A 17,231-nucleotide genomic window follows, 5' to 3' on the forward strand; every position below is an offset into this window, starting at 1 on the left:
TCAGAGTTAAATAAGATGTCCATGGGACTCTCGCGGCGTCCGGAGAGTCCCGCGGAATGGACATTGGTGCGACCAGAGTTGATCGAAGCCGCCTGCCAATGTGGGCGGCTGGCGTGCTTGCGCTCGTGTCGGTCACGATTCTCGCTTACAGCGTATGGGGCGAATGGACTTCCCGACAGGCGGAGGTACGCAATGCCGAAACCGATCTCGGCAACCTCGCTCACTCGCTCACCCAGCACGTTGAGGATACCTTCGAGCTTGCGGATTCGCTGTTGCGCGGCGTCGTCGCCGCGCTCGAGACCGATGACGGCAAGCCCGGTGCGATCGCCCGACTGCAGACGATTCTGAAGACGAGGAAGGCCAATCTCGGCCGCATCCGGGGCATCTTCGCCTATGGCGAAAACGGCGACTGGCTTGCCACCACCGAGGACGTCACGCTCACCAACTACAACAATGCCGATCGCGACTACTTCGCACACCACAGGATTTCGGCCGATCGCTCGCTGCTGATCGGTCGTCCGGTGCAGAGCAGGGCCGGCGGTCAATGGGTCATCACCCTGTCGCGGCGCTGGAATCACGCGGATGGCCGGTTCGGCGGCGTCGTGCTGGCAACCATCGACGTTGCCTATTTTGCTCAGTTCTACCGTCAGTTTGCCGTCGGTCGTCAGGGCACGATCAGCCTGATGAGCCGTGACGGAGCCGTCCTCGCCGACAATGCGGAGCCGGACCCGCAGACGCTTGGGCGCCCCATACCTGAAGCGATACCCTATCATCCGGCGTCGGGGCCGTTGCATTTCCGGCGGCTCGGCGAACCGTCCGAACGCATCGGGTTCTATCAGCACGCGCAGCGCTATCCGTTCCTCATTCTCGTGACGCGCACCGAGGCGGAGGTCCTGGCGGAATGGACGCGTGACGCGCTGGTCCGGCTGACGGTGCTGGTCTGTCTGGTTGCGCTGGTCATCGCGATCGGCATCTTCCTCGCGAAGCAGTTGCTGCAGCGGCAGCAGCTCGCCGCGGCGCTGGCGGCAAAGGAGGAGAACTTCAGGTTGCTCGCCGAAGGCTCCAGCGACATCGTGACGCGGATCGAGCTGGACGACTGCATCGGCTACGTTTCGCCGTCGACCATGCGCGTGCTGGGCTGGCACCCGTCGCAGCTCCTGGGCAAGCGCGCGCTGTCCGGTGTGCATCCGCTCGATCGCCCGCAACTGCAGGAGATCCTCGATCAGCTCAGGAGGGGCGCCGTCGACGAGGCGCGCGCCACCTATCGCATGCGTCGCCGCGACAAATCTGAGATCTGGGTCGAGACCACGATCCGCGCCACCCGTCAGCCGGATGGCGCGCTCGACGGCTTCGTCGCCGTCACCCGCGACGTGACGCAGCAGAAGACGCTGCAGGGCCGGCTCGAGACGCTGGCCATCGAGGACGGCCTCACCGGGCTCGCCAACCGCCGCCGGTTCGACGAGCGGCTGCTGGAGGAGTGGGGCAGGGCCTACCGCGACAAGACTTCGCTGGCGCTGCTGATGATCGACATCGACCACTTCAAGGCCTTCAACGACGCCTATGGCCACCCGGCCGGCGACGAATGCCTGCACACCGTGGCCGGCATTCTGGCCGACGAGGCGCAGCGCAGCTCGGATCTGGCGGCCCGCTACGGCGGCGAGGAGTTCGCCGTCCTGCTGCCGAACACCGATGCCGGGGGCTGCGCCAGGCTCGGCGAGCGGATCAGGCGGGCACTGCACGAGGCCCGCATCGTCCACGATCACAACCCGGTGGGCATCGTCACCGCGAGCATCGGCGGCGCGGTGTGCCGGCCGGGCTTCGAGCGCTCCGCCGGCCCGGCCTCGCTGATCGAGGCGGCCGACCGCGCGCTCTATGCCGCCAAGGACGCCGGCCGCGACCGCCTGATCATGGCCGGCGAGGTGATCGATCTGCCCGCCGGCAAGGCGCCGGCGACCGTCCCGGCCTGAGATCGCCGCCCGCTCAGTAGTGCGGCGGAGGCTCATTGCGCGGCCCCTCGGCGTTGCCTTGCGCGTCCTCGAGCCGCTCGACCAGCAGGGCGATCCGCCGTTTCAGCGCGTCGATCTCGCGCCACTGCGCAGTGATGGTCTGGTTCAGCGTCTCGATCGTGTCGTCCTGGAAGGTGAGGCGCATCTCCAGCGTGTCGATCCGCTCGCCGAGCTCCGCGTTGGATGGCTCAGAACTGCTCATCGCGTGCGCCCTCCGGAGCGGCCTTGATGGTGGCCTCGCTGTGCTCCCGCAGCCCGTGACCGAGCGCCACCCGTTCGTCGAACACGAAACAGCCGCCGCGCCAGCGGCTCTCGGATTCCGGGATCTCCTCGAGATACTTCAGGATGCCCCCCTTGAGGTGGTAGACCTCGGAAAAGCCGCGCGCCAGCAGCAGCGCGCTCGCCTTCTCGCAGCGGATGCCGCCGGTGCAGAACATCGCGATCCGCTTGTGCCTGGCAGGATCGAGTGCGCGTTCTGCAAAATCCTTGAACTGCCCGAAGCTCTGCAGGCCTGGATCGACCGCGCCTTCGAACGTCCCCATCGCCACCTCGAACGCATTCCGGGTGTCGAGCACGACGGTATCCGGCGCGGTGATCAGCGCGTTCCAATCGGCGGGACTGACATAGGTCCCGACCTGCCGGGTCGGATCGGCGGCGGGATCGCCGAGCGTCACGATCTCCCGCTTCAGCCGCACCTTGAGGCGCCGGAACGGCATGGCCGTGGCGCGCGAGTATTTCAGCTCCAGATTGTCCAGCCGGCCGTCGAACAGCGTTCCGTCGCGAAACGCGCCTACCAGGGCGGCAATTGCCGGCTCGGTCCCGGCCACGGTGCCGTTGATGCCCTCCTCGGCCAGCAGGACGCTGCCCCTGATGCCGCGCTCGGCGCAAAAGGCGTGGAGCGGCGCGCGCAGGTCGCGAAAATCCGGCAGGGCGACGAACTGATAGAAGGCGGCGACGGCGAGGGGCATGCGGCCGTTTACCAGCAGAGCTGACCATAGAAAAGCTGGTATCCCCGGGCATTGCCGAGCCTGGAAGGAATGTGCGATGTAGCCGGCCAGCACTGGTATTCCAACCACCACACGATCACGCAGCGAGCAACGATGAGAAGCTTCCACTTCCCAGGCAGGTCGACGGTCCACGCCCAGAACGGAATGATCGCGACATCGCACCCGCAGGCGGCGCTGGCCGGGATCGAGGTGCTGCGGGCCGGGGGCACTGCGGCCGACGCCGCGGTGGCAGCCTGCGCCCTGCTCGGCGTGATCGAGCCTCAATCGACCGGCATCGGCGGCGACTGCTTCGCCTTGGTACAGCCCAGGGGCGAAAGCCGGATCATGGCCTATAACGGCTCGGGTCGGGCGCCCGCCGCCGCGACCGTGGACTGGTACCTCGAGCGCAAGATCCATTCGGTCCCCCTGACCTCGGCCCATGCGGTGTCCGTCCCCGGCGCGATCGATGCCTGGGACCGCATCCTGCGCGACCACGGCCGGCTCGGGCTCGACCGGCTGCTGCAGCCCGCGATCCGCGCCGCGGAGGACGGCTATGTGGTGGCGCCGCGTGTCGCGTTCGACTGGAACAACCAGTTCGAGAAGCTCAAGAACGGCACCAACACCGCGCGCTACTTTCTGCCGCATGGCAAGGCGGCAGCGGTCGGTGACGTGATCCGCCAGCCGGAGCTGGCGCAGACCCTGCGCGTCATCGCCAAGGAGGGGGCGAAGGGCTTCTACACCGGCGCCGTCGCCGAGGACATGGTGCAGACCCTGCGCGGCATCGGCGGCCTGCACACCTTGGAGGATTTCGCCAACCACCAGACCGAGGTGACCTCGCCGATCGGCACCACCTACAAGGATTACGACGTCTGGCAGTGTCCGCCCAACGGTCCGGGCATCACCATGCTGGTGATGCTCAACATCCTCTCGCGCTTCGACCTCACGCGCATCGATCCGCTCAGCGTCGAGCGCTTCCACCTCGAGGCCGAGGCCGCCCGTATCGCCTACATGATGCGCGAGCAGCACATCGGCGATCCCGCGCACATGACGACCGAGGTCGCGAGCATCCTCGCCAAGGAGTTCGCCGACGAGTACATCTCGCAGATCAGCCTCGACAAGCTGCTCGACCTGCCGAACGTCGCGCCGCCGATGAATCCGGAGACCGTCTACATCACGGTCGTCGACCGCGACCGCAACGTCTGCTCCTTCATCAACTCGATCGCGCATTCGTTCGGCTCGGCGATCGTCTCCAACGAGACCGGCGTGCTGCTGCAGAACCGCGCCGGCGGCTTCCGCATCCAGCCGGGCCATCCGAACTGCATCGGTCCGGGCAAGCGTCCGCTGCACACGATCATTCCGGCGCTCGCCACCAAGGCGGGCCGCGCCCAGATGTCGTTCGGCGTCATGGGCGGCCAGTATCAGCCGGTCGGCCAGACCCACGTTCTGACCAACATCCTCGACTACGGCTGCGACGTGCAGGAAGCGATCGATATGGCCAGGGGTCTGCATTACGAGGGCGTCTATCAGCTCGAGGACGGCGTGCCGGCCGAGGTGATCGAGGGCTTGCAGAAGATCGGCCACAAGACCACCAAGGTGGTGTCGCCGCTCGGCGGCGGTCAGGCGATCTGGATCGACTGGGACAAGGGCACGCTCACCGGCGGCTCCGACCCGCGCAAGGACGGCTGCGCGCTGGGGTATTGAGGCGGCGCCATTCGTCATCGCGAGCGCAGCGACGCGATCCAGAGCCGTGGCTGTCACTCTGGATTGCTTCGTCGCTTCGCTCCTCGCAATTTGCGATGGTGGCTACGCAAGCTGCATCCACACACGCCGCTGTCGTCCGGCCTTGCGCCGGGACCCATGACCCCAGGCAGTGGTTTGAGGCAGGCCAGCCGTTAGTTCTTCGCACGTCACGTCCGCCGCGGCGTATGGGTCCGGATCGGCGCCGCGACACGCGGCGCGCGTCACGGCTTGTCCGGGACGACGGCGGTGGACGGGGGCGGATACACGGCTCAAACAACGATCGACACATGGTCTCGTTCTCGCGGCACGGACGCCCGAGGTCTGCGATCAGTTCGTCCCTCTCGAAAGGCAGAGGGCGCAGGGAATGCCGGGTGAAGGCCTCACCCATGGCCCGCCTGCGAAAAAATGCAGGCGGCAGGTACCACAGGCAAAGCCGATTCAACCGGCATTCCCTGCGCGACGGTCTTCACGCTTATACGCAGTCTCCCTGGTGCGCCGGGCTTGTTGGCCACCATTGCGACAATGCGCTTGCGCGCACTGCGCGTGATACCAGCATCGGGGTATCAGGACGCTGCGACTTCACGTCCGCGAGCTGCCGTTCGTCCGCGCATCCGAAAATGCGCTGCGGCATGATCGCGGCCATCGCTCCCCGCCTCGCGTGTCGTGACGATCGCGCGCAACGCCCCTCCGCAATGAGGCGGGATGCGCGGAGATAATCATGATTTCCGATTATTGGCAAGAGGATTATTTTTTTCGGAAATCGATGCCGGGCTGGTCAGCCGCTCCCGCATGAGCTAAACCGCGGCTCCCGTGAACGAGCAGAGGCGGTCTGGAGCATGCGGCGTCCGATGAACAGAAGAGTTGCGCTGATGGCGGCGGCATCGGCCGCGACCGGTGTCGTGCTGGGCTCCCGCGCGGTCTCGGCACAGACCAGTTCCGCCAAACCCACAGGAAAGACCATGACCACTCCCTCCGGACTGCAGATCATCGACACCAAGGAAGGCACCGGCGCCACGCCGACGCGCGGTCAGACCTGCGTGATGCATTATACGGGCTGGCTCTATGAGAACGGCCAGAAGGGCAAGAAGTTCGACTCGTCGGTGGATCGCAACGAGCCGTTCGAATTCCCGATCGGCATGAAGCGCGTGATCGCCGGCTGGGACGAGGGCGTCGCCACCATGAAGGTCGGCGGCAAGAGGACCCTGATCATTCCGCCTGAGCTGGGCTACGGCGCCCGCGGCGCCGGCGGCGTGATTCCGCCGAACGCGACGCTGATGTTCGACGTCGAACTGCTCGGTGTGAAGTAGAGACCCTGCCTTCGCCGCTCTCATCACGAGCCGAGTTGATGCAAAGGCTCTCACCGCCGTCATTGCGAGGAGCCGCAGGCGACGAAGCAATCCAGTGTCCGGTCGGGACTCTGGATCGCGTCGCTTCGCTCGCGATGACGGACGTAAGCATGAGCTATTTCTCGGACGCGATATAAAACGAAGGGATCGGCCCACGAGGAGCCGATCCTTTTAGTTTCTATTGAGCTTCATCGCGCGACCTCAGCGGTCGCGCCGATCCTGCTCAGAGGTTCTTGTTGGCGGCGCCGGCGGCAGTGTTCACCGCGTCCTTGGTCGCCTGCTTGGCATCGCCCAGCGCCTGCTGGCCCTTGCCCTTGATCTCCTGCACGGCACCCTCGCCCTGCAGGCGCTCGGAGCCGGTGGCTTCGCCGATGCCCTGCTTGGCCTTGCCGATCGTCTCGTTGGCGACGCCCTTGATCTTGTCGGTGGTGGCACCCATGATTTCGTCCTCCGTTGTTCGTGTGAACTCCACCGACCCAACGCATGCAATGCAGAAAGGTTCGCGCGGAACTGCGAATAGCTTCGCTGCGGCATTTCGGCTAAGAACGGTTGGTTCCCTCGAACCGACGAAATCCCGAGAAGAAATCATGTCAGGCTCTCACGATCACGCGCACGGCCATTCCCACGATCACGGCGACGAGCGCTGGAAGCACGACGGCGTCCGCGTCATTCCGGGCAATCAGCTCGATTCCAACGTGCCGTCGACGCCGGGCATGGACCGCAAGGCGGCGATCAACTTCGCGCGCGTCGGAGCGCAGAAATTGTGGGCGGGCACGGTCACGATCAGGCCTGACGCCAAGACCGGGGCGCATCATCACGGTCATCTCGAGAGCGTGATCTACGTCGTGAAAGGCAAGGCGCGGATGCGCTGGGGCGATCGGCTGCAGTTCACCGCGGAGGCCGGTCCCGGCGATTTCATCTTCGTGCCGCCCTATGTGCCGCACCAGGAGATCAATGCGAGCCCGGACGAAGTGCTCGAATGCGTGCTGGTGCGCAGCGACGGCGAGGCGGTCGCGATCAACATCGACATCGAGCCGGTCGAGAAGCCCGAGACGGTGCTGTGGATCGACCCGGTGCACCGCGATCCTGCCGAATCGAAGTCGTAGCCATCAAGGAAATGGCGGAGCCGTCTCGCGACGGCTCCGCCGGGCAGGGAGCGGCTATACCGCCTTCCCTCTCACACGCGAAGCAGGGGCGACTGTCGCGCGTGTGTCTCGCTGGTCGTTGCACCCGAGCCGTTGTTCGGATGAATGCTGATCAGGCCGCCTCGTTGGCGCGGCGCCAGCTTCCGAGCCTGGCGGTTGTTCAGGATGTGGCTGACCAAAGTGGTCTTCCCAGCCCCGAGGAAGCCGGACAAGACCGTGACGGGGAGTTTGCGCATCGAGATCGAACAGCCTCTTCAGGGGAAAGGGTCGGTGCCGGCGGGCGGGCATGCGGCCTCTTTATGAAATGTTATAACGTAACATCATCTGAAACGGGAGAGGGTGTCAAGGGGAGAGAGTGGCGACGAAGGCGTGAGTGGGCGGGCTCGCGGCCGCTTGGGGAGTCGGCAGAGGCGGCGGCCGAGACGCAGGGCGCGAGCGGCTCTGGTGAGCTGGTGAAGCCCTTGCAGTGCTGAAACGACGCTGCAGCCGCCAGCGACACCGCGTTCCCTCTGCCGTGAAGAACGCGGAGAGGGAAGCAGTATCGGTGGCGGGATGCAGCTCCGTTTCATCTCCTAAAAGAGGAGCTGATATCTTTTCGTGTAGCCGGGTCGTCAGTCCCTGCGACAAGCTACTGAAACAGCACTCACGAGAATTGGCTCAGCCATGGCAACTACCTCGACAGGAACGCCGTGCCGGCCGGACCACTGGCCGCCGACATCGACAGTGCGCCGGGCGCGATCGCCCAGTTGGTCTGGTTCAGGATCAGCGTGTTGAACACCATCGTGACGCTGTTGCTGCTCATGGTCGAGACCGAGTTGATGGTGACGTTGCGGCTCGGCAGATACATCAGGCCGGTGTAGGACGAGCTGCTGGTGCCGTTGATCGGCAGGTTCGTCGTCGACAGGCCGCTCGGCTCGTACATCAGGATATTGGCGTAGGTGCCGCTGGTCGGCGCCGACAGCGTCGCATTGACGTTGCCGTTGAAGGTGAGCGTCGCGTTCTGGTCGACGAGGTAGAAGGTGACGCCGCTGCCGGTGACCGTCCACCCCGAGTTGAAGGTCATCGCGCCGCCCTTGATGATGTAGAGGCCCGGATTGAGCGTCAGCGTGCCGGAGCCGTTGAAATTGGTCGCGCCGCAATAGACGCCGGGATTGAGGGTGACCGAGCCGGGATCATAGACTTTGTTGTTGGTGGTGCACGCGCCCACCGTGACGGCGGGCAGCTTGCCGGCAAATGGGTCGGAGATCGCCGCGCAGCCAGTCTCGGCCGGCGGAGTGACGCCGCCGTTCTTGGTGATGTTGGTGCCCTTGATGCAGATGCGCTTGACGTTGAGCGTGGCGTTGAACATCGCGGCCGGGCTCTGCGTCGACAGCACGTGGATCTCGCAGCTCGGCGCATTGAGCTGGGCCCCGGAATTCACCAGCAATGATTGCGCGTTGATGGTGCTGACCAGCAGGATGCAGACGGGCGACGTGGTCTGCGCGCCGGCCTTGGCCGTTGCGGACGCCGTCACGCCGAGCGACGTCGTGCCCATCACGTTGAGGAACGAGGTCTTCACCGAGGTCGTCGCAGTGCCCGACAGCGAGCCGTCGCTGTTGGGCGTGAAGGTCGCCGTTGTGCCGGTGCCGAACCGGCCTCTGAAGCTGCCCGAGAACACCGCGCTCGCGGTCGACACCTGCTGCGCGCTCGCCTGGGTCACGCCGGCGAGGACCGCAGCGTCGACCGACTTCTGCAACTGCGCCCTGGTGTCGCTCGACTTGGCGAAATCGACCGCGGCGCCGACCGACACCAGGATCGGGATGATGGTGATGGCGAAGATCATGCTGATCTGGCCGTCCTTCGCGCGGCCAAATCTCCATGCCAGATCGCGAAGAGTCTTCGACGAAATCGATGCGGTCATGTGCGACGCTTCCTGCTGATGGCTGTCCGCGGCTCGATGCCGGCGGATGCGAGCCCCTGCTGCAAAGGAAGTGGCGGTCAGACATTACCGCATGCTGAATCCGGTTCCGTAAAGGAAACCGGCAGCAGAGCAGCGGAAGCGGAAGGTTAGCAGCCCGTTTGCCGGATCATCGACAGGTGCCCGTTCGTACCACTCATTGGTAGCAGCCGCGCGAATTGCCTGTATTCGGCGGTGACGGCTTGTGAGTTGCAAGCGGTCGGATTGCGCCCGCCGGTGGATGTCGCGCTAACGAGGCGAGCGCCAGATCCGGGCGAGAGAACGCGGCTGCACACCAATGCGTAGAGCGCGGTCACCAGGATGACGGTGAGATTGACCATGACCGCGTTGAGCGCGGTCGGCGCCCGACTCGCAGGATGTCGGCGAACAGCCGGCCCTGGTGCACCCGCCAGGGGCCAGCGCCAGCCGCTAATAATGGACGCGCAGGCCGATGCCGCCGTGGATGGTGTTGCCGACCGGCTGCGGGCCGAGCGTGCCGTTGACGAACAGATCGGCGATCCAGCCTTGCGGCAGGCGGAAGCCGAGCCGGCCGCCATATTCGAACCAGCCCTGGTTGCCCATGGTCGGCGTCACCGTGCCGTTGCCGGTGACGGTGGCGACGATGCCGGAGCTGGTCGCGAACGACTGGACGTAGCCGCCATTGATGTTGGCCTCGATGCTCGTGCCGAACAGGTGGGTCCACTGGCCGCCGACCTTGACCAGGCTGGTGCGGTCGGTGCCGCCGGCGATCGTCGCATCGAACGGGTTGAAGGCCACCGCGGGATCGCGATAGCCGGCGACGTGCTGCCACAACTGCCACAGCTCGACCGATGCCGCGAGCTCGTCGCGCGGCGAGAGCCGGCTGATCCAGCCGGCGCGGCCGTAGACCGCGTAGTTCGATGCCGTGGTGGTGCCGTCCACCGTGACGTTGCCGAGGCTCGTTGCATAGCTCCGGCCGTAGCGCACGCGCTCATAGGGCGTCAGGATCGTGCCGACGTCGAAGAACGGCCGCGACGAGCCCCAGTCGACGAAGTCGTAGCGCAGTGCGAAGGCGCCGATCGGCGCCGACGTCACGTGGTAGCCGTTCTCGTCGTAGTGCGTGTAGGCGAGGCCCGCGAGCAGCGCCAGATTGTTTGTGAGCTGCTTGCGGCCATGGATGCCGGCCGAGAACGAGCCGGCCGAGCCGAATGCGCTGATGCAGTCGTTGCAGTTGACCTGCTCGTTGACGCCGAGCAGCACCAGCCCGAGCACGCGGTTGGTGATCATCTGGTTGAAGCGCTGGTCGGCGAGGCCGTTGATCGCGTTCGCGCTGTTTCCCGCGCCGGTGGGCGACGGCGACGGGGTCGGCGAGATCGAGGGAGAGGGCGTCGGTGTCGGACTTGAGGTCGATGTCGGCGTGGCCGACGGCGTCGGCGTCGCGGTGGGCGAGGAGGTCGGCGACGGCGACGGGGTGGGGCACGGCGCCGCCGCGAAATTGTCCACCCCGCAACTGCTCTGCGCGGCGGCCGGCGCGGCTTGCAGCGCAAGCGCGAGCAGCCCGCCGGCGATGGCGGTCATCAGGAGAGCAAGCTGACCGCGGTGCGTTCTCATCGTCATCGCCCGCACAGGATGCCGGTGAAGTCCTGCGGCGGCGCATTGCTGGCGAGATCGGTGACCGTGCAAAGGCCGGATGTCGACGCGCAGGTCGCGGCAAAACTCCAGGACGGATTGCTGGTCTTCTTGATCGCGCTTCGGCCGTTGCCGGTCGCGGTGATGATCGCGGTGTCGCCCGGCTGCGTTAGCTCGAGGCATTGGAAGGTGAGGGTGCAGACCCGCGAAGCGCCTTCCTGCAGCACGACCATGGTCTGGCCGCGCTGCGAGCGGATGTCGAGGATGGTGCCGCGCACGCCGATGGTCGCGAGCGGCGTGTTGATCTTGTAGGCGGTTTTCTCGGAATGGCCGGTGACGAAGCGGAACGCGCCGGTGCCGAGCCGGATCGCGATATCGCGATAGCTGGTCTCGTCGTTGAAGACGGTGCGGTCGAGCGTCAGGGTGGCGTTGGCGCCGAGCGAGAGATTGGTGCTGTCGATCATGACGAGCCGCGCGGCGCTGTCATTGCCGGTGCGCACCGTCTCGTTGCGCACGACGCCGTCGCCGACATTGATCGGACTGCTCGACGCGCCTGCCACGCGCAGCACGTCCTTCTGCACCAGCACGGCCTCGCCGATGCGGCCGTCGGCGCTTGCCCCGCCCGCCAAGCCCAGCAGGGCGGCGGCCGAGATTGCAGCGACACAGGCTCGGCGACGCTGATTCATATCCACACCGAAGATTGTTCCTTGCCCAATCTAGCCGAAGACGGCGCGCGGGGTTGTTGTAAAATAGGCACAAGTTTGCCTCGATGACCGTTCGGTGGTTAGTTGCCGCCACCGTGAGATCAGTTCAACGCGGAGGCCCATGAAGGTATCTGCTGCTCGCCGCGATGACGACGAAGAGGACGGCGAGGTTGCGCAGGATGGCGCTCTGTCGGTCCGCCGCTGTGTGATGACGGCATTGCTGATCTTCGCGATCGCGCACGTCGTGCTGATGATCGGGCTCGCCTCGCCGCCGAAATTCGTCTTCGACGAGGTGCATTACGTGCCGGCGGCGCGGCAGATGCTGGGACTGGCGCCGGCGACGCCGCAGCTCAACCCGATGCATCCGCCGCTCGCCAAGGAGCTGATTGCGCTGTCGATCAGGACGTTCGGCGATAACGCCTTCGCATGGCGCTATCCCGGTACCGTGCTCGGCGGGCTCGCCGTGGCCGCGATCTATCTATGCGGCCTGGCGCTGTTCGCGGCGCAATGGCCTGCCATTGCGGCGGCGCTGCTCGCGGCCTTCAACCAGATGCTGTTCGTGCAGGCGCGCATCGCGATGCTCGACATCGGCGCGCTCGCCTTCAGCCTGCTCGGGATCGCGGCCTTTCTGTTTTCGTTCCGGCAGCGCCGGCCGCAGGTCGTGTTCGCGCTGGCGGGCGCGCTGTTCGGCCTTGCGATCGCCTGCAAATGGAGCGGGCTGTTTCCGCTGCTGACGGCGCTTCTCATCGTCGGTCTCATCAAGCTGTTGCAGCATTGGCAGACCTCGTTCGGTGATGGCGAGCCGACCGACTGGTATCGGCCCGAGCAATGGCCGCAACTGAGCTGGCCGCAGATCGTGCTGTGCCTCGTCGCGATGCCCACCGTCTGCTATCTCGCGACCTTCGTCCCGCTGCACGGCCTGTCCGTCGTGGGCATCTTCGAGGCGCAGCGGCGCATCTTTGACGACAGCGTCACCACGGCGATCGCCGGCCACACCTATATGAGCGCGTGGCCGACCTGGCCGTTGCTGGTCCGTCCGGTCTGGTTCTTGTTCGACAAGACGAGCGACACCGACATCGCCGCGGTGGTGCTGCTCGGCAATCCGCTGGTGCTGTGGCCGGCGCTTGCGGCGATCGCGATCTGCGTCCGGGATTTCATCGCGACGCGCAGCGCGACGGCGTTCCTGATCCTGGCGTTCTATCTCGGCTGCTATCTGCCCTGGGCGCTGCTGCCGCGCGCGCTGAGCTTCATCTACTACTACCTGCCGTCGGCGACGCTGGCGAGCCTCGCGCTCGTCCATGTGCTGACCCGCTGGCCGCGCTGGGTGCTGTTGAGCTATGTCGCCGTCGCGATCCTGGGCTTCGTCGCGATGCTGCCGGTCAGCGCCGCCTTCATCGGCACGACGATGCAGACCTTCACCCGGTTGATGCTGTTCCAGAGCTGGATCTGAAACCGGACAAAAAGCGCCCCGCCCGCCAGGGACCGTGGGCAGGCGGGGCGATGCGCGGCGGAGCGCTCACTTCGCCGCGGTTTTGGTGTCCATGTTGACGACCTGGACCCGCCGGTTGAGCGGATCGGCCGGGTTGGCCGCGTCCTTGAGCTTGGTCTTGCCATAGCCGACCGTGACGAGGTCCTGGCCGGGGAGGGCGAACTTCTCGACCAGATAGCGCTTGATGGTGTCGGCACGGCGCTCGGAGAGATCCTGGTTGAAGCCGTCGCTGCCGATGCCGTCGGTATGGCCGGCGACCACGAAGGTCGAGCCCTTCAGGTTCGGATCGGACAGCGCCTTGCCGAGCTCCTGCACGGCCGGCATCGAGGCCTTGCTGATCTCGGCCGAGTTGTAGTCGAACTGGATCTCGAGATCGATCTTGGGCTTGGTGGCCGCGATCTCGGCAATCTGCTCGCGCTCGCCGAGCGACAGCGAGCGGGTCTTGCGGTTGCGCATGCTGTCAATGAAGGCCGCTTGCTTCGCCTGCGCTGCCGCGTCGGCCTGCGGGGTCGCCTGCGGTCCGACCGAAATGCCGCGCGTCACGGCCTTCGGCTTCAGCGCGTTGAGGATCTTGTCGGCCGACACGGTCTCGCCGGCGAGCGCGGTGCCTGCGCCGATCGCCAGCATGGCGGAGAACGCCGCCGCCTGAACTGCAAAGCGTCCAAAATATGGGGTCATCGTCGTTATCCTCGGGTCGTCATGCCCTATGGCCATTGGATGCGTGAACGATAGAACGGGTTCAAAGCATCAAATGTGATCGACGTCACGTTGCCGGACCGGGCGGCCCTTGAGGGGCGAAGCGAGTGGTCCGCGGGATGCGCCGCGCGCTGCCGCAAAGCGATCGGCAGGTGGCCGGTCCGCGAACAACAAATCGGCCAGATGCGGTTCTACCGGATAGCGCTCGCCGGGAAAAAATCGCAAACCTGAGGGACGCGAACGGCGAGTGGATTCGTAGTCAAAGAAACGCGAACAGAAAAGCAAAGCCGTGTTCAACCCATCGCACAGGCGCGACTATCAGTCCCATCGGGCAAGCGGTCAGGATCAGACGGGATCAGTGGGTTCCATGTCGACGCTGATCGGAGCTGGCATCATAGCGGCATCGATCCTGCTGTCGACGCTGATCACTGCGGTCGGCAACCGCTATGTCGGCCTGGAAAGTCCCTCCGAGGATACGGCCTGGCTGGTCGACCGCCTGACCGGCCGCATCTACAAGTGCCGTGCGCCGGATCCCGGCCGCGCCAGCTGCAAGGCCGAGATCGCCACCGGCAGCATTCCGGACAAGTCCAAGCCTTGAGGTTCCGCTAGGGGATCTCGCCGGCCTGATTTGCCGTTGCGGGAGCGGGGGCGAATCTCGCACCATTGCGCGGCATGCCCGCCGTTTCCACGCCCATCCCGCTCCCCAAGCCGCAGGCGCGCCGCATCTGGCTGCGCGCGCAGCGGCTCGATGCCGAGGCGCCGTTCGGCGCGGGCCCCGAGGCGGTCGCCGCCGCCATTGCCCATCTCGGCTATGTGCAGATCGACACCATCAACGTCATCGAGCGCTGCCATCACCACATCCTGTTCAGCCGCATTCCCGCCTATCGCCGCGCCGATCTCAGGCAGGCGCAGAGCACCGACAAGACCGTCTTCGAATATTGGACCCACGCGCTGTCCTATATTCCGGTGCAGGACTTCCGCTACTTCGTTCCGGCGATGCGCCGCCACCGCCGCGAGGGCCATCGCTGGCTCACGACCGTGAAGCCTGAGGATACGCGCAAGGTCATGCGGCTGATCCGCCAAGGCGGCGCGCTGACGATCCGCGACATCGACGACGACGTTCTGCGCGAGAAGGACCACGCCTGGGCCAGCCGCAAGCCGTCGAAGCGCGCGCTGCAGCTCGGCTTCTACGAGGGCGTGCTGACGGTGTCGGGCCGCGACGGCATGCTCAAGACCTACGACCTCACCACCCGGCATTTCGGCTGGGAACGGCTGCCGAAGGGCGCCAATGATCGCGAGATCGCAACCTATCTGCTCGACCGCGGCTTGCGCGCCCAAGGCGTCGTCAGCCTCGATTCGCTCTGCCATCTCAATGCGCCAAGCAAGGCCGCGGTGCGCCGGGTCATCGATGCCAGGGTCCGGCGCGGCGAGCTGCTGCCGGTGACGGCGGAGGGCGCCGGCAAGCAGGAGCACTGGATCACGCCTGCTGCATTGGCAGCGCCGATCGAGATCGATCCGGCGCGCGTGCACATTCTGTCGCCGTTCGATCCGCTGATCATCCAGCGCAAGCGGACGCAGGCGATCTTCGACTACGATCATCGCTTCGAGGCCTATGTCCCGAAGGACAAGCGCCTGTTCGGCTATTTCGCGCTGCCCGTCCTGGTCGGCGACGAGATCGTCGCCGCGCTCGACCTCAAGACCGACCGCCAGAACGGCAAGCTCCTGATGCAGAAATGGAGCTGGGTCGGCCAGGGCAAGGCCGCGCGTGGCGAGCGGCGCAAGGCGCTGAAGCGGGTGATCGAGGATGAGCTGCACCGGTTCCAGAAGTTTCAGCTTGGAGATTGAGGCCGGGAGCAACGGGTCCGTTTTCGCTTGAATTGGGAATGATTGTTTCCTATTATCCGGCCATGATGAAGTCTCCGAAGGATGCCGTCGAGCGCCGTGGGCCTGGCCGGCCGCGCGAGTTTGACATGGATACCGCCTTGAGCAGGGCGCTGGTGGTCTTCAGCGAGCGCGGCTACCACGCGGCATCGCTGGCCGAGCTACGCGTCGCGATGAAGCTCGCGACGGGAAGTCTCTACAAGGCGTTCCAGGACAAGCGCGCGATCTTCCTCGCGACACTCGATTACTACATCGCGCGGCGTGACCGACAGGTGCGCGAACGTCTCGATGCGCAGCACAGCGGCCGCGACAAGCTGCGGGCCTTGCTGCAGTTCTATGCCGAGTCCGCCAGTGACAGCGAGGGCCGGCGCGGTTGCATGGTCGTCACCAGCGCGGCGGAGCTCGCCACCTTGGATGCGGAGGCCGCCGCCAAGGTCCGCGGGGCGATGCGCCGGGTTGAGAGCCTGGTGTGCGATCTGATCAAGCTCGGACAATCCGACGGATCGATCCGGCCGAATCTCGACGCGGAAGCCGTGGCTGGCGCTCTTTTCTGTGTAATCCAGGGGCTGCGGGTGGTCGGCAAGACGGGGCGTGCCAAGAGCGAGATGATGAGCGTCGCAAATCAAGCCGCGACCTTGTTCGCGTGACATCGTGCCAAATTAGGAAACATTTGTTCTATAATAAGGAGAATGATCGTGCCCGAGTTGATGAACGCCATCTCTGCCCAAAGTCCGTCGCGCCTGGTCGCGGCTGAGCCGTTCTGTCGCGCCGAGCCCTCGTTGCCGGGATTCACCCACCGCTTCGAGACAGTCGAGGGTGTCAGGCTGCACTATGTCAGCGGTGGCCCGCCGGATGGCGAGGTGGTGGTGCTGCTCGCAGGCTTCCCCGAAAGCTGGTTTGCCTGGCGCAAGGTCATGCCGCTGCTCGGGTCGCGCTATCGGGTCATCGCGCCGGATCTCCCGGGGCAGGGCGACTCGGACCGGCCAGCGGAAGGCTACGACACGCAGGCCCTGGCCACGGCGGTGCATCGCCTGCTGCAGCAGCTCGGCGTCACCAGCTATCATCTGGTGGCCCATGATATCGGCGCGTGGGTGGCCTATCCCTATGCGGCCCTGTTCGAAGCCGAGGTGCGCAGTCTGGCCCTGCTCGATGCAGGAATTCCGGGCGTCACCTTGCCCGAGGCGCTGCCGTTCGCGCCCGACCGCGCGTGGCGCACCTGGCACTTCGCGTTCCACGCCGTCGCGGATCTCCCGGAGATGCTGATCCATGGCCGCGAACGCGACTATCTCGCGTGGTTCCTGCGCCGCAAAGGGGCCGATCCCCAGGCGTTCTCCGAAAGCGATCTCGACGAATACGCCCGCGTGCTGACCAAGGCCGGCGGCTTGCGCGCCGGGCTCGCTTATTATCGTGCCGCCGCACTGTCCGCGCTTCAGAACCGCGAGCTGAAACAAAGGGGCAAGCTGAAGCCGCCGGTGCTGGCCGTCGGTGCCGACCAGGGATCGATCGTGGACATGGCCGCGCCGCTCAGGGAGGTCGCCGATCACGTCGAGGGCATCATCATCTCCGGGTGCGGTCACTACATTCCGGAAGAACAGCCTGCCATCCTGGCGGAGGAGCTGAAGGCCTTCTTCGGCCTCGCCGGCGCGGGGCCGATCTGAGCTGTCGGTTGATATCGCGGCCTGCCGTGGACAGGC

At 65.8% G+C, this 17,231-nt stretch carries 16 protein-coding genes and 1 pseudogene; 9 read left to right on the plus strand and 8 right to left on the minus strand.

Going from position 1 to position 17,231, the window contains the following annotated elements:
* Positions 1–56 precede the first annotated feature (56 nt).
* Entirely contained in the window at positions 57–1,967 is a 1,911-nt protein-coding gene (locus tag QX094_RS21050; RefSeq protein ID WP_315718251.1) for a diguanylate cyclase, read from the plus strand.
* 13 nt (positions 1,968–1,980) lie between these two features.
* Here QX094_RS21050 and QX094_RS21055 read toward each other — a convergent pair whose 3' ends face one another.
* Together QX094_RS21055 and QX094_RS21060 are read right to left on the minus strand one after the other, a co-directional pair.
* Complete coding sequence (locus QX094_RS21055; RefSeq protein WP_315718252.1) at positions 1,981–2,208, minus strand: SlyX family protein; 228 nt, start codon at positions 2,206–2,208, stop codon at positions 1,981–1,983.
* Entirely contained in the window at positions 2,195–2,974 is a 780-nt protein-coding gene (locus QX094_RS21060; protein ID WP_315827019.1) for a rhodanese-related sulfurtransferase, read from the minus strand. The genes QX094_RS21055 and QX094_RS21060 overlap by 14 nt, the downstream gene beginning before the upstream one ends.
* 132 nt (positions 2,975–3,106) lie before the next feature.
* Between QX094_RS21060 and ggt the strand changes: the two genes are divergently transcribed.
* Both ggt and QX094_RS21070 read left to right on the plus strand, forming a co-directional pair.
* Entirely contained in the window at positions 3,107–4,693 is a 1,587-nt protein-coding gene (gene ggt, locus QX094_RS21065; protein ID WP_315750359.1) for a gamma-glutamyltransferase, read from the plus strand.
* An 887-nt stretch (positions 4,694–5,580) separates the two neighbouring features.
* Entirely contained in the window at positions 5,581–6,039 is a 459-nt protein-coding gene (locus QX094_RS21070) for an FKBP-type peptidyl-prolyl cis-trans isomerase (RefSeq protein WP_409977948.1), read from the plus strand.
* A 262-nt stretch (positions 6,040–6,301) separates the two neighbouring features.
* Here QX094_RS21070 and QX094_RS21075 read toward each other — a convergent pair whose 3' ends face one another.
* Entirely contained in the window at positions 6,302–6,517 is a 216-nt protein-coding gene (locus tag QX094_RS21075; protein ID WP_315750360.1) for a CsbD family protein, read from the minus strand.
* A 148-nt stretch (positions 6,518–6,665) separates the two neighbouring features.
* On the opposite strand from QX094_RS21075, the gene QX094_RS21080 reads away from it, so the two are divergent.
* Positions 6,666–7,184 carry a cupin domain-containing protein gene (locus tag QX094_RS21080; protein ID WP_315717363.1) on the plus strand — a complete coding sequence of 173 codons (519 nt, stop codon included), beginning with the start codon at positions 6,666–6,668 and terminating at the stop codon, positions 7,182–7,184.
* Positions 7,185–7,357: 173 nt separating this feature from the next.
* On the opposite strand, the pseudogene QX094_RS21085 reads toward QX094_RS21080, so the two are convergent.
* From QX094_RS21085 to QX094_RS21100, 4 genes and pseudogenes are all read right to left on the minus strand, one after another.
* A pseudogene (locus QX094_RS21085) lies at positions 7,358–7,459 on the minus strand (GTP-binding protein); the annotation flags it as partial.
* 434 nt (positions 7,460–7,893) lie between these two features.
* Complete coding sequence (locus QX094_RS21090) at positions 7,894–9,123, minus strand: Tad domain-containing protein (protein ID WP_315827018.1); 1,230 nt, start codon at positions 9,121–9,123, stop codon at positions 7,894–7,896.
* 465 nt (positions 9,124–9,588) lie between these two features.
* Positions 9,589–10,755 (minus strand): hypothetical protein, encoded by a 1,167-nt coding sequence (locus QX094_RS21095; protein ID WP_315827017.1) that lies wholly within the window; start codon positions 10,753–10,755, stop codon positions 9,589–9,591.
* The gene (locus QX094_RS21100) at positions 10,752–11,453 is read right to left on the minus strand and encodes a FecR domain-containing protein (protein ID WP_315717360.1); all 702 of its coding nucleotides are present in this window, start codon (positions 11,451–11,453) and stop codon (positions 10,752–10,754) included. The genes QX094_RS21095 and QX094_RS21100 overlap by 4 nt, the downstream gene beginning before the upstream one ends.
* 139 nt (positions 11,454–11,592) lie before the next feature.
* On the opposite strand from QX094_RS21100, the gene QX094_RS21105 reads away from it, so the two are divergent.
* A complete protein-coding gene (locus QX094_RS21105) occupies positions 11,593–12,921 on the plus strand; it encodes a phospholipid carrier-dependent glycosyltransferase (protein WP_315827015.1) in 1,329 nt (442 codons plus the stop codon).
* Positions 12,922–12,987: 66 nt separating this feature from the next.
* Here the strand turns inward: QX094_RS21105 and QX094_RS21110 are convergent, their stop codons facing one another.
* A complete protein-coding gene (locus QX094_RS21110) occupies positions 12,988–13,638 on the minus strand; it encodes an OmpA family protein (protein ID WP_315827014.1) in 651 nt (216 codons plus the stop codon).
* 385 nt (positions 13,639–14,023) lie between these two features.
* Between QX094_RS21110 and QX094_RS21115 the strand changes: the two genes are divergently transcribed.
* The 4 genes from QX094_RS21115 (at position 14,024) to QX094_RS21130 (ending at position 17,195) form a co-directional block, all read left to right on the plus strand.
* Entirely contained in the window at positions 14,024–14,254 is a 231-nt protein-coding gene (locus tag QX094_RS21115) for a hypothetical protein (protein WP_315717355.1), read from the plus strand.
* A 74-nt stretch (positions 14,255–14,328) separates the two neighbouring features.
* Positions 14,329–15,501: a winged helix-turn-helix domain-containing protein gene (locus QX094_RS21120; RefSeq protein WP_315750365.1), complete on the plus strand. Its 1,173-nt coding sequence runs from the start codon at positions 14,329–14,331 to the stop codon at positions 15,499–15,501.
* 125 nt (positions 15,502–15,626) lie between these two features.
* Positions 15,627–16,184: a TetR/AcrR family transcriptional regulator gene (locus QX094_RS21125; protein ID WP_315827013.1), complete on the plus strand. Its 558-nt coding sequence runs from the start codon at positions 15,627–15,629 to the stop codon at positions 16,182–16,184.
* A 48-nt stretch (positions 16,185–16,232) separates the two neighbouring features.
* Positions 16,233–17,195 carry an alpha/beta hydrolase gene (locus tag QX094_RS21130; RefSeq protein ID WP_315827012.1) on the plus strand — a complete coding sequence of 321 codons (963 nt, stop codon included), beginning with the start codon at positions 16,233–16,235 and terminating at the stop codon, positions 17,193–17,195.
* Positions 17,196–17,231 lie beyond the last annotated feature (36 nt).

The sequence above is a fragment of the Bradyrhizobium sp. SZCCHNS1050 genome, from assembly GCF_032484785.1.
Lineage (GTDB): Bacteria > Pseudomonadota > Alphaproteobacteria > Rhizobiales > Xanthobacteraceae > Bradyrhizobium.

What these genes read in the sequence shown, in the direction of transcription:
- QX094_RS21050 (WP_315718251.1), top strand. Translation starts at nt 57, where the DNA reads ATGGACATTGGTGCGACCAGAGTTGATCGAAGCCGCCTGCCAATGTGG.
- QX094_RS21055 (WP_315718252.1), bottom strand. Translation starts at nt 2,208, where the DNA reads ATGAGCAGTTCTGAGCCATCCAACGCGGAGCTCGGCGAGCGGATCGAC.
- QX094_RS21060 (WP_315827019.1), bottom strand. Translation starts at nt 2,974, where the DNA reads ATGCCCCTCGCCGTCGCCGCCTTCTATCAGTTCGTCGCCCTGCCGGAT.
- ggt (WP_315750359.1), top strand. Translation starts at nt 3,107, where the DNA reads ATGAGAAGCTTCCACTTCCCAGGCAGGTCGACGGTCCACGCCCAGAAC.
- QX094_RS21070 (WP_409977948.1), top strand. Translation starts at nt 5,581, where the DNA reads ATGAACAGAAGAGTTGCGCTGATGGCGGCGGCATCGGCCGCGACCGGT.
- QX094_RS21075 (WP_315750360.1), bottom strand. Translation starts at nt 6,517, where the DNA reads ATGGGTGCCACCACCGACAAGATCAAGGGCGTCGCCAACGAGACGATC.
- QX094_RS21080 (WP_315717363.1), top strand. Translation starts at nt 6,666, where the DNA reads ATGTCAGGCTCTCACGATCACGCGCACGGCCATTCCCACGATCACGGC.
- QX094_RS21090 (WP_315827018.1), bottom strand. Translation starts at nt 9,123, where the DNA reads ATGACCGCATCGATTTCGTCGAAGACTCTTCGCGATCTGGCATGGAGA.
- QX094_RS21095 (WP_315827017.1), bottom strand. Translation starts at nt 10,755, where the DNA reads ATGACGATGAGAACGCACCGCGGTCAGCTTGCTCTCCTGATGACCGCC.
- QX094_RS21100 (WP_315717360.1), bottom strand. Translation starts at nt 11,453, where the DNA reads ATGAATCAGCGTCGCCGAGCCTGTGTCGCTGCAATCTCGGCCGCCGCC.
- QX094_RS21105 (WP_315827015.1), top strand. Translation starts at nt 11,593, where the DNA reads ATGAAGGTATCTGCTGCTCGCCGCGATGACGACGAAGAGGACGGCGAG.
- QX094_RS21110 (WP_315827014.1), bottom strand. Translation starts at nt 13,638, where the DNA reads ATGACCCCATATTTTGGACGCTTTGCAGTTCAGGCGGCGGCGTTCTCC.
- QX094_RS21115 (WP_315717355.1), top strand. Translation starts at nt 14,024, where the DNA reads ATGTCGACGCTGATCGGAGCTGGCATCATAGCGGCATCGATCCTGCTG.
- QX094_RS21120 (WP_315750365.1), top strand. Translation starts at nt 14,329, where the DNA reads ATGCCCGCCGTTTCCACGCCCATCCCGCTCCCCAAGCCGCAGGCGCGC.
- QX094_RS21125 (WP_315827013.1), top strand. Translation starts at nt 15,627, where the DNA reads ATGGATACCGCCTTGAGCAGGGCGCTGGTGGTCTTCAGCGAGCGCGGC.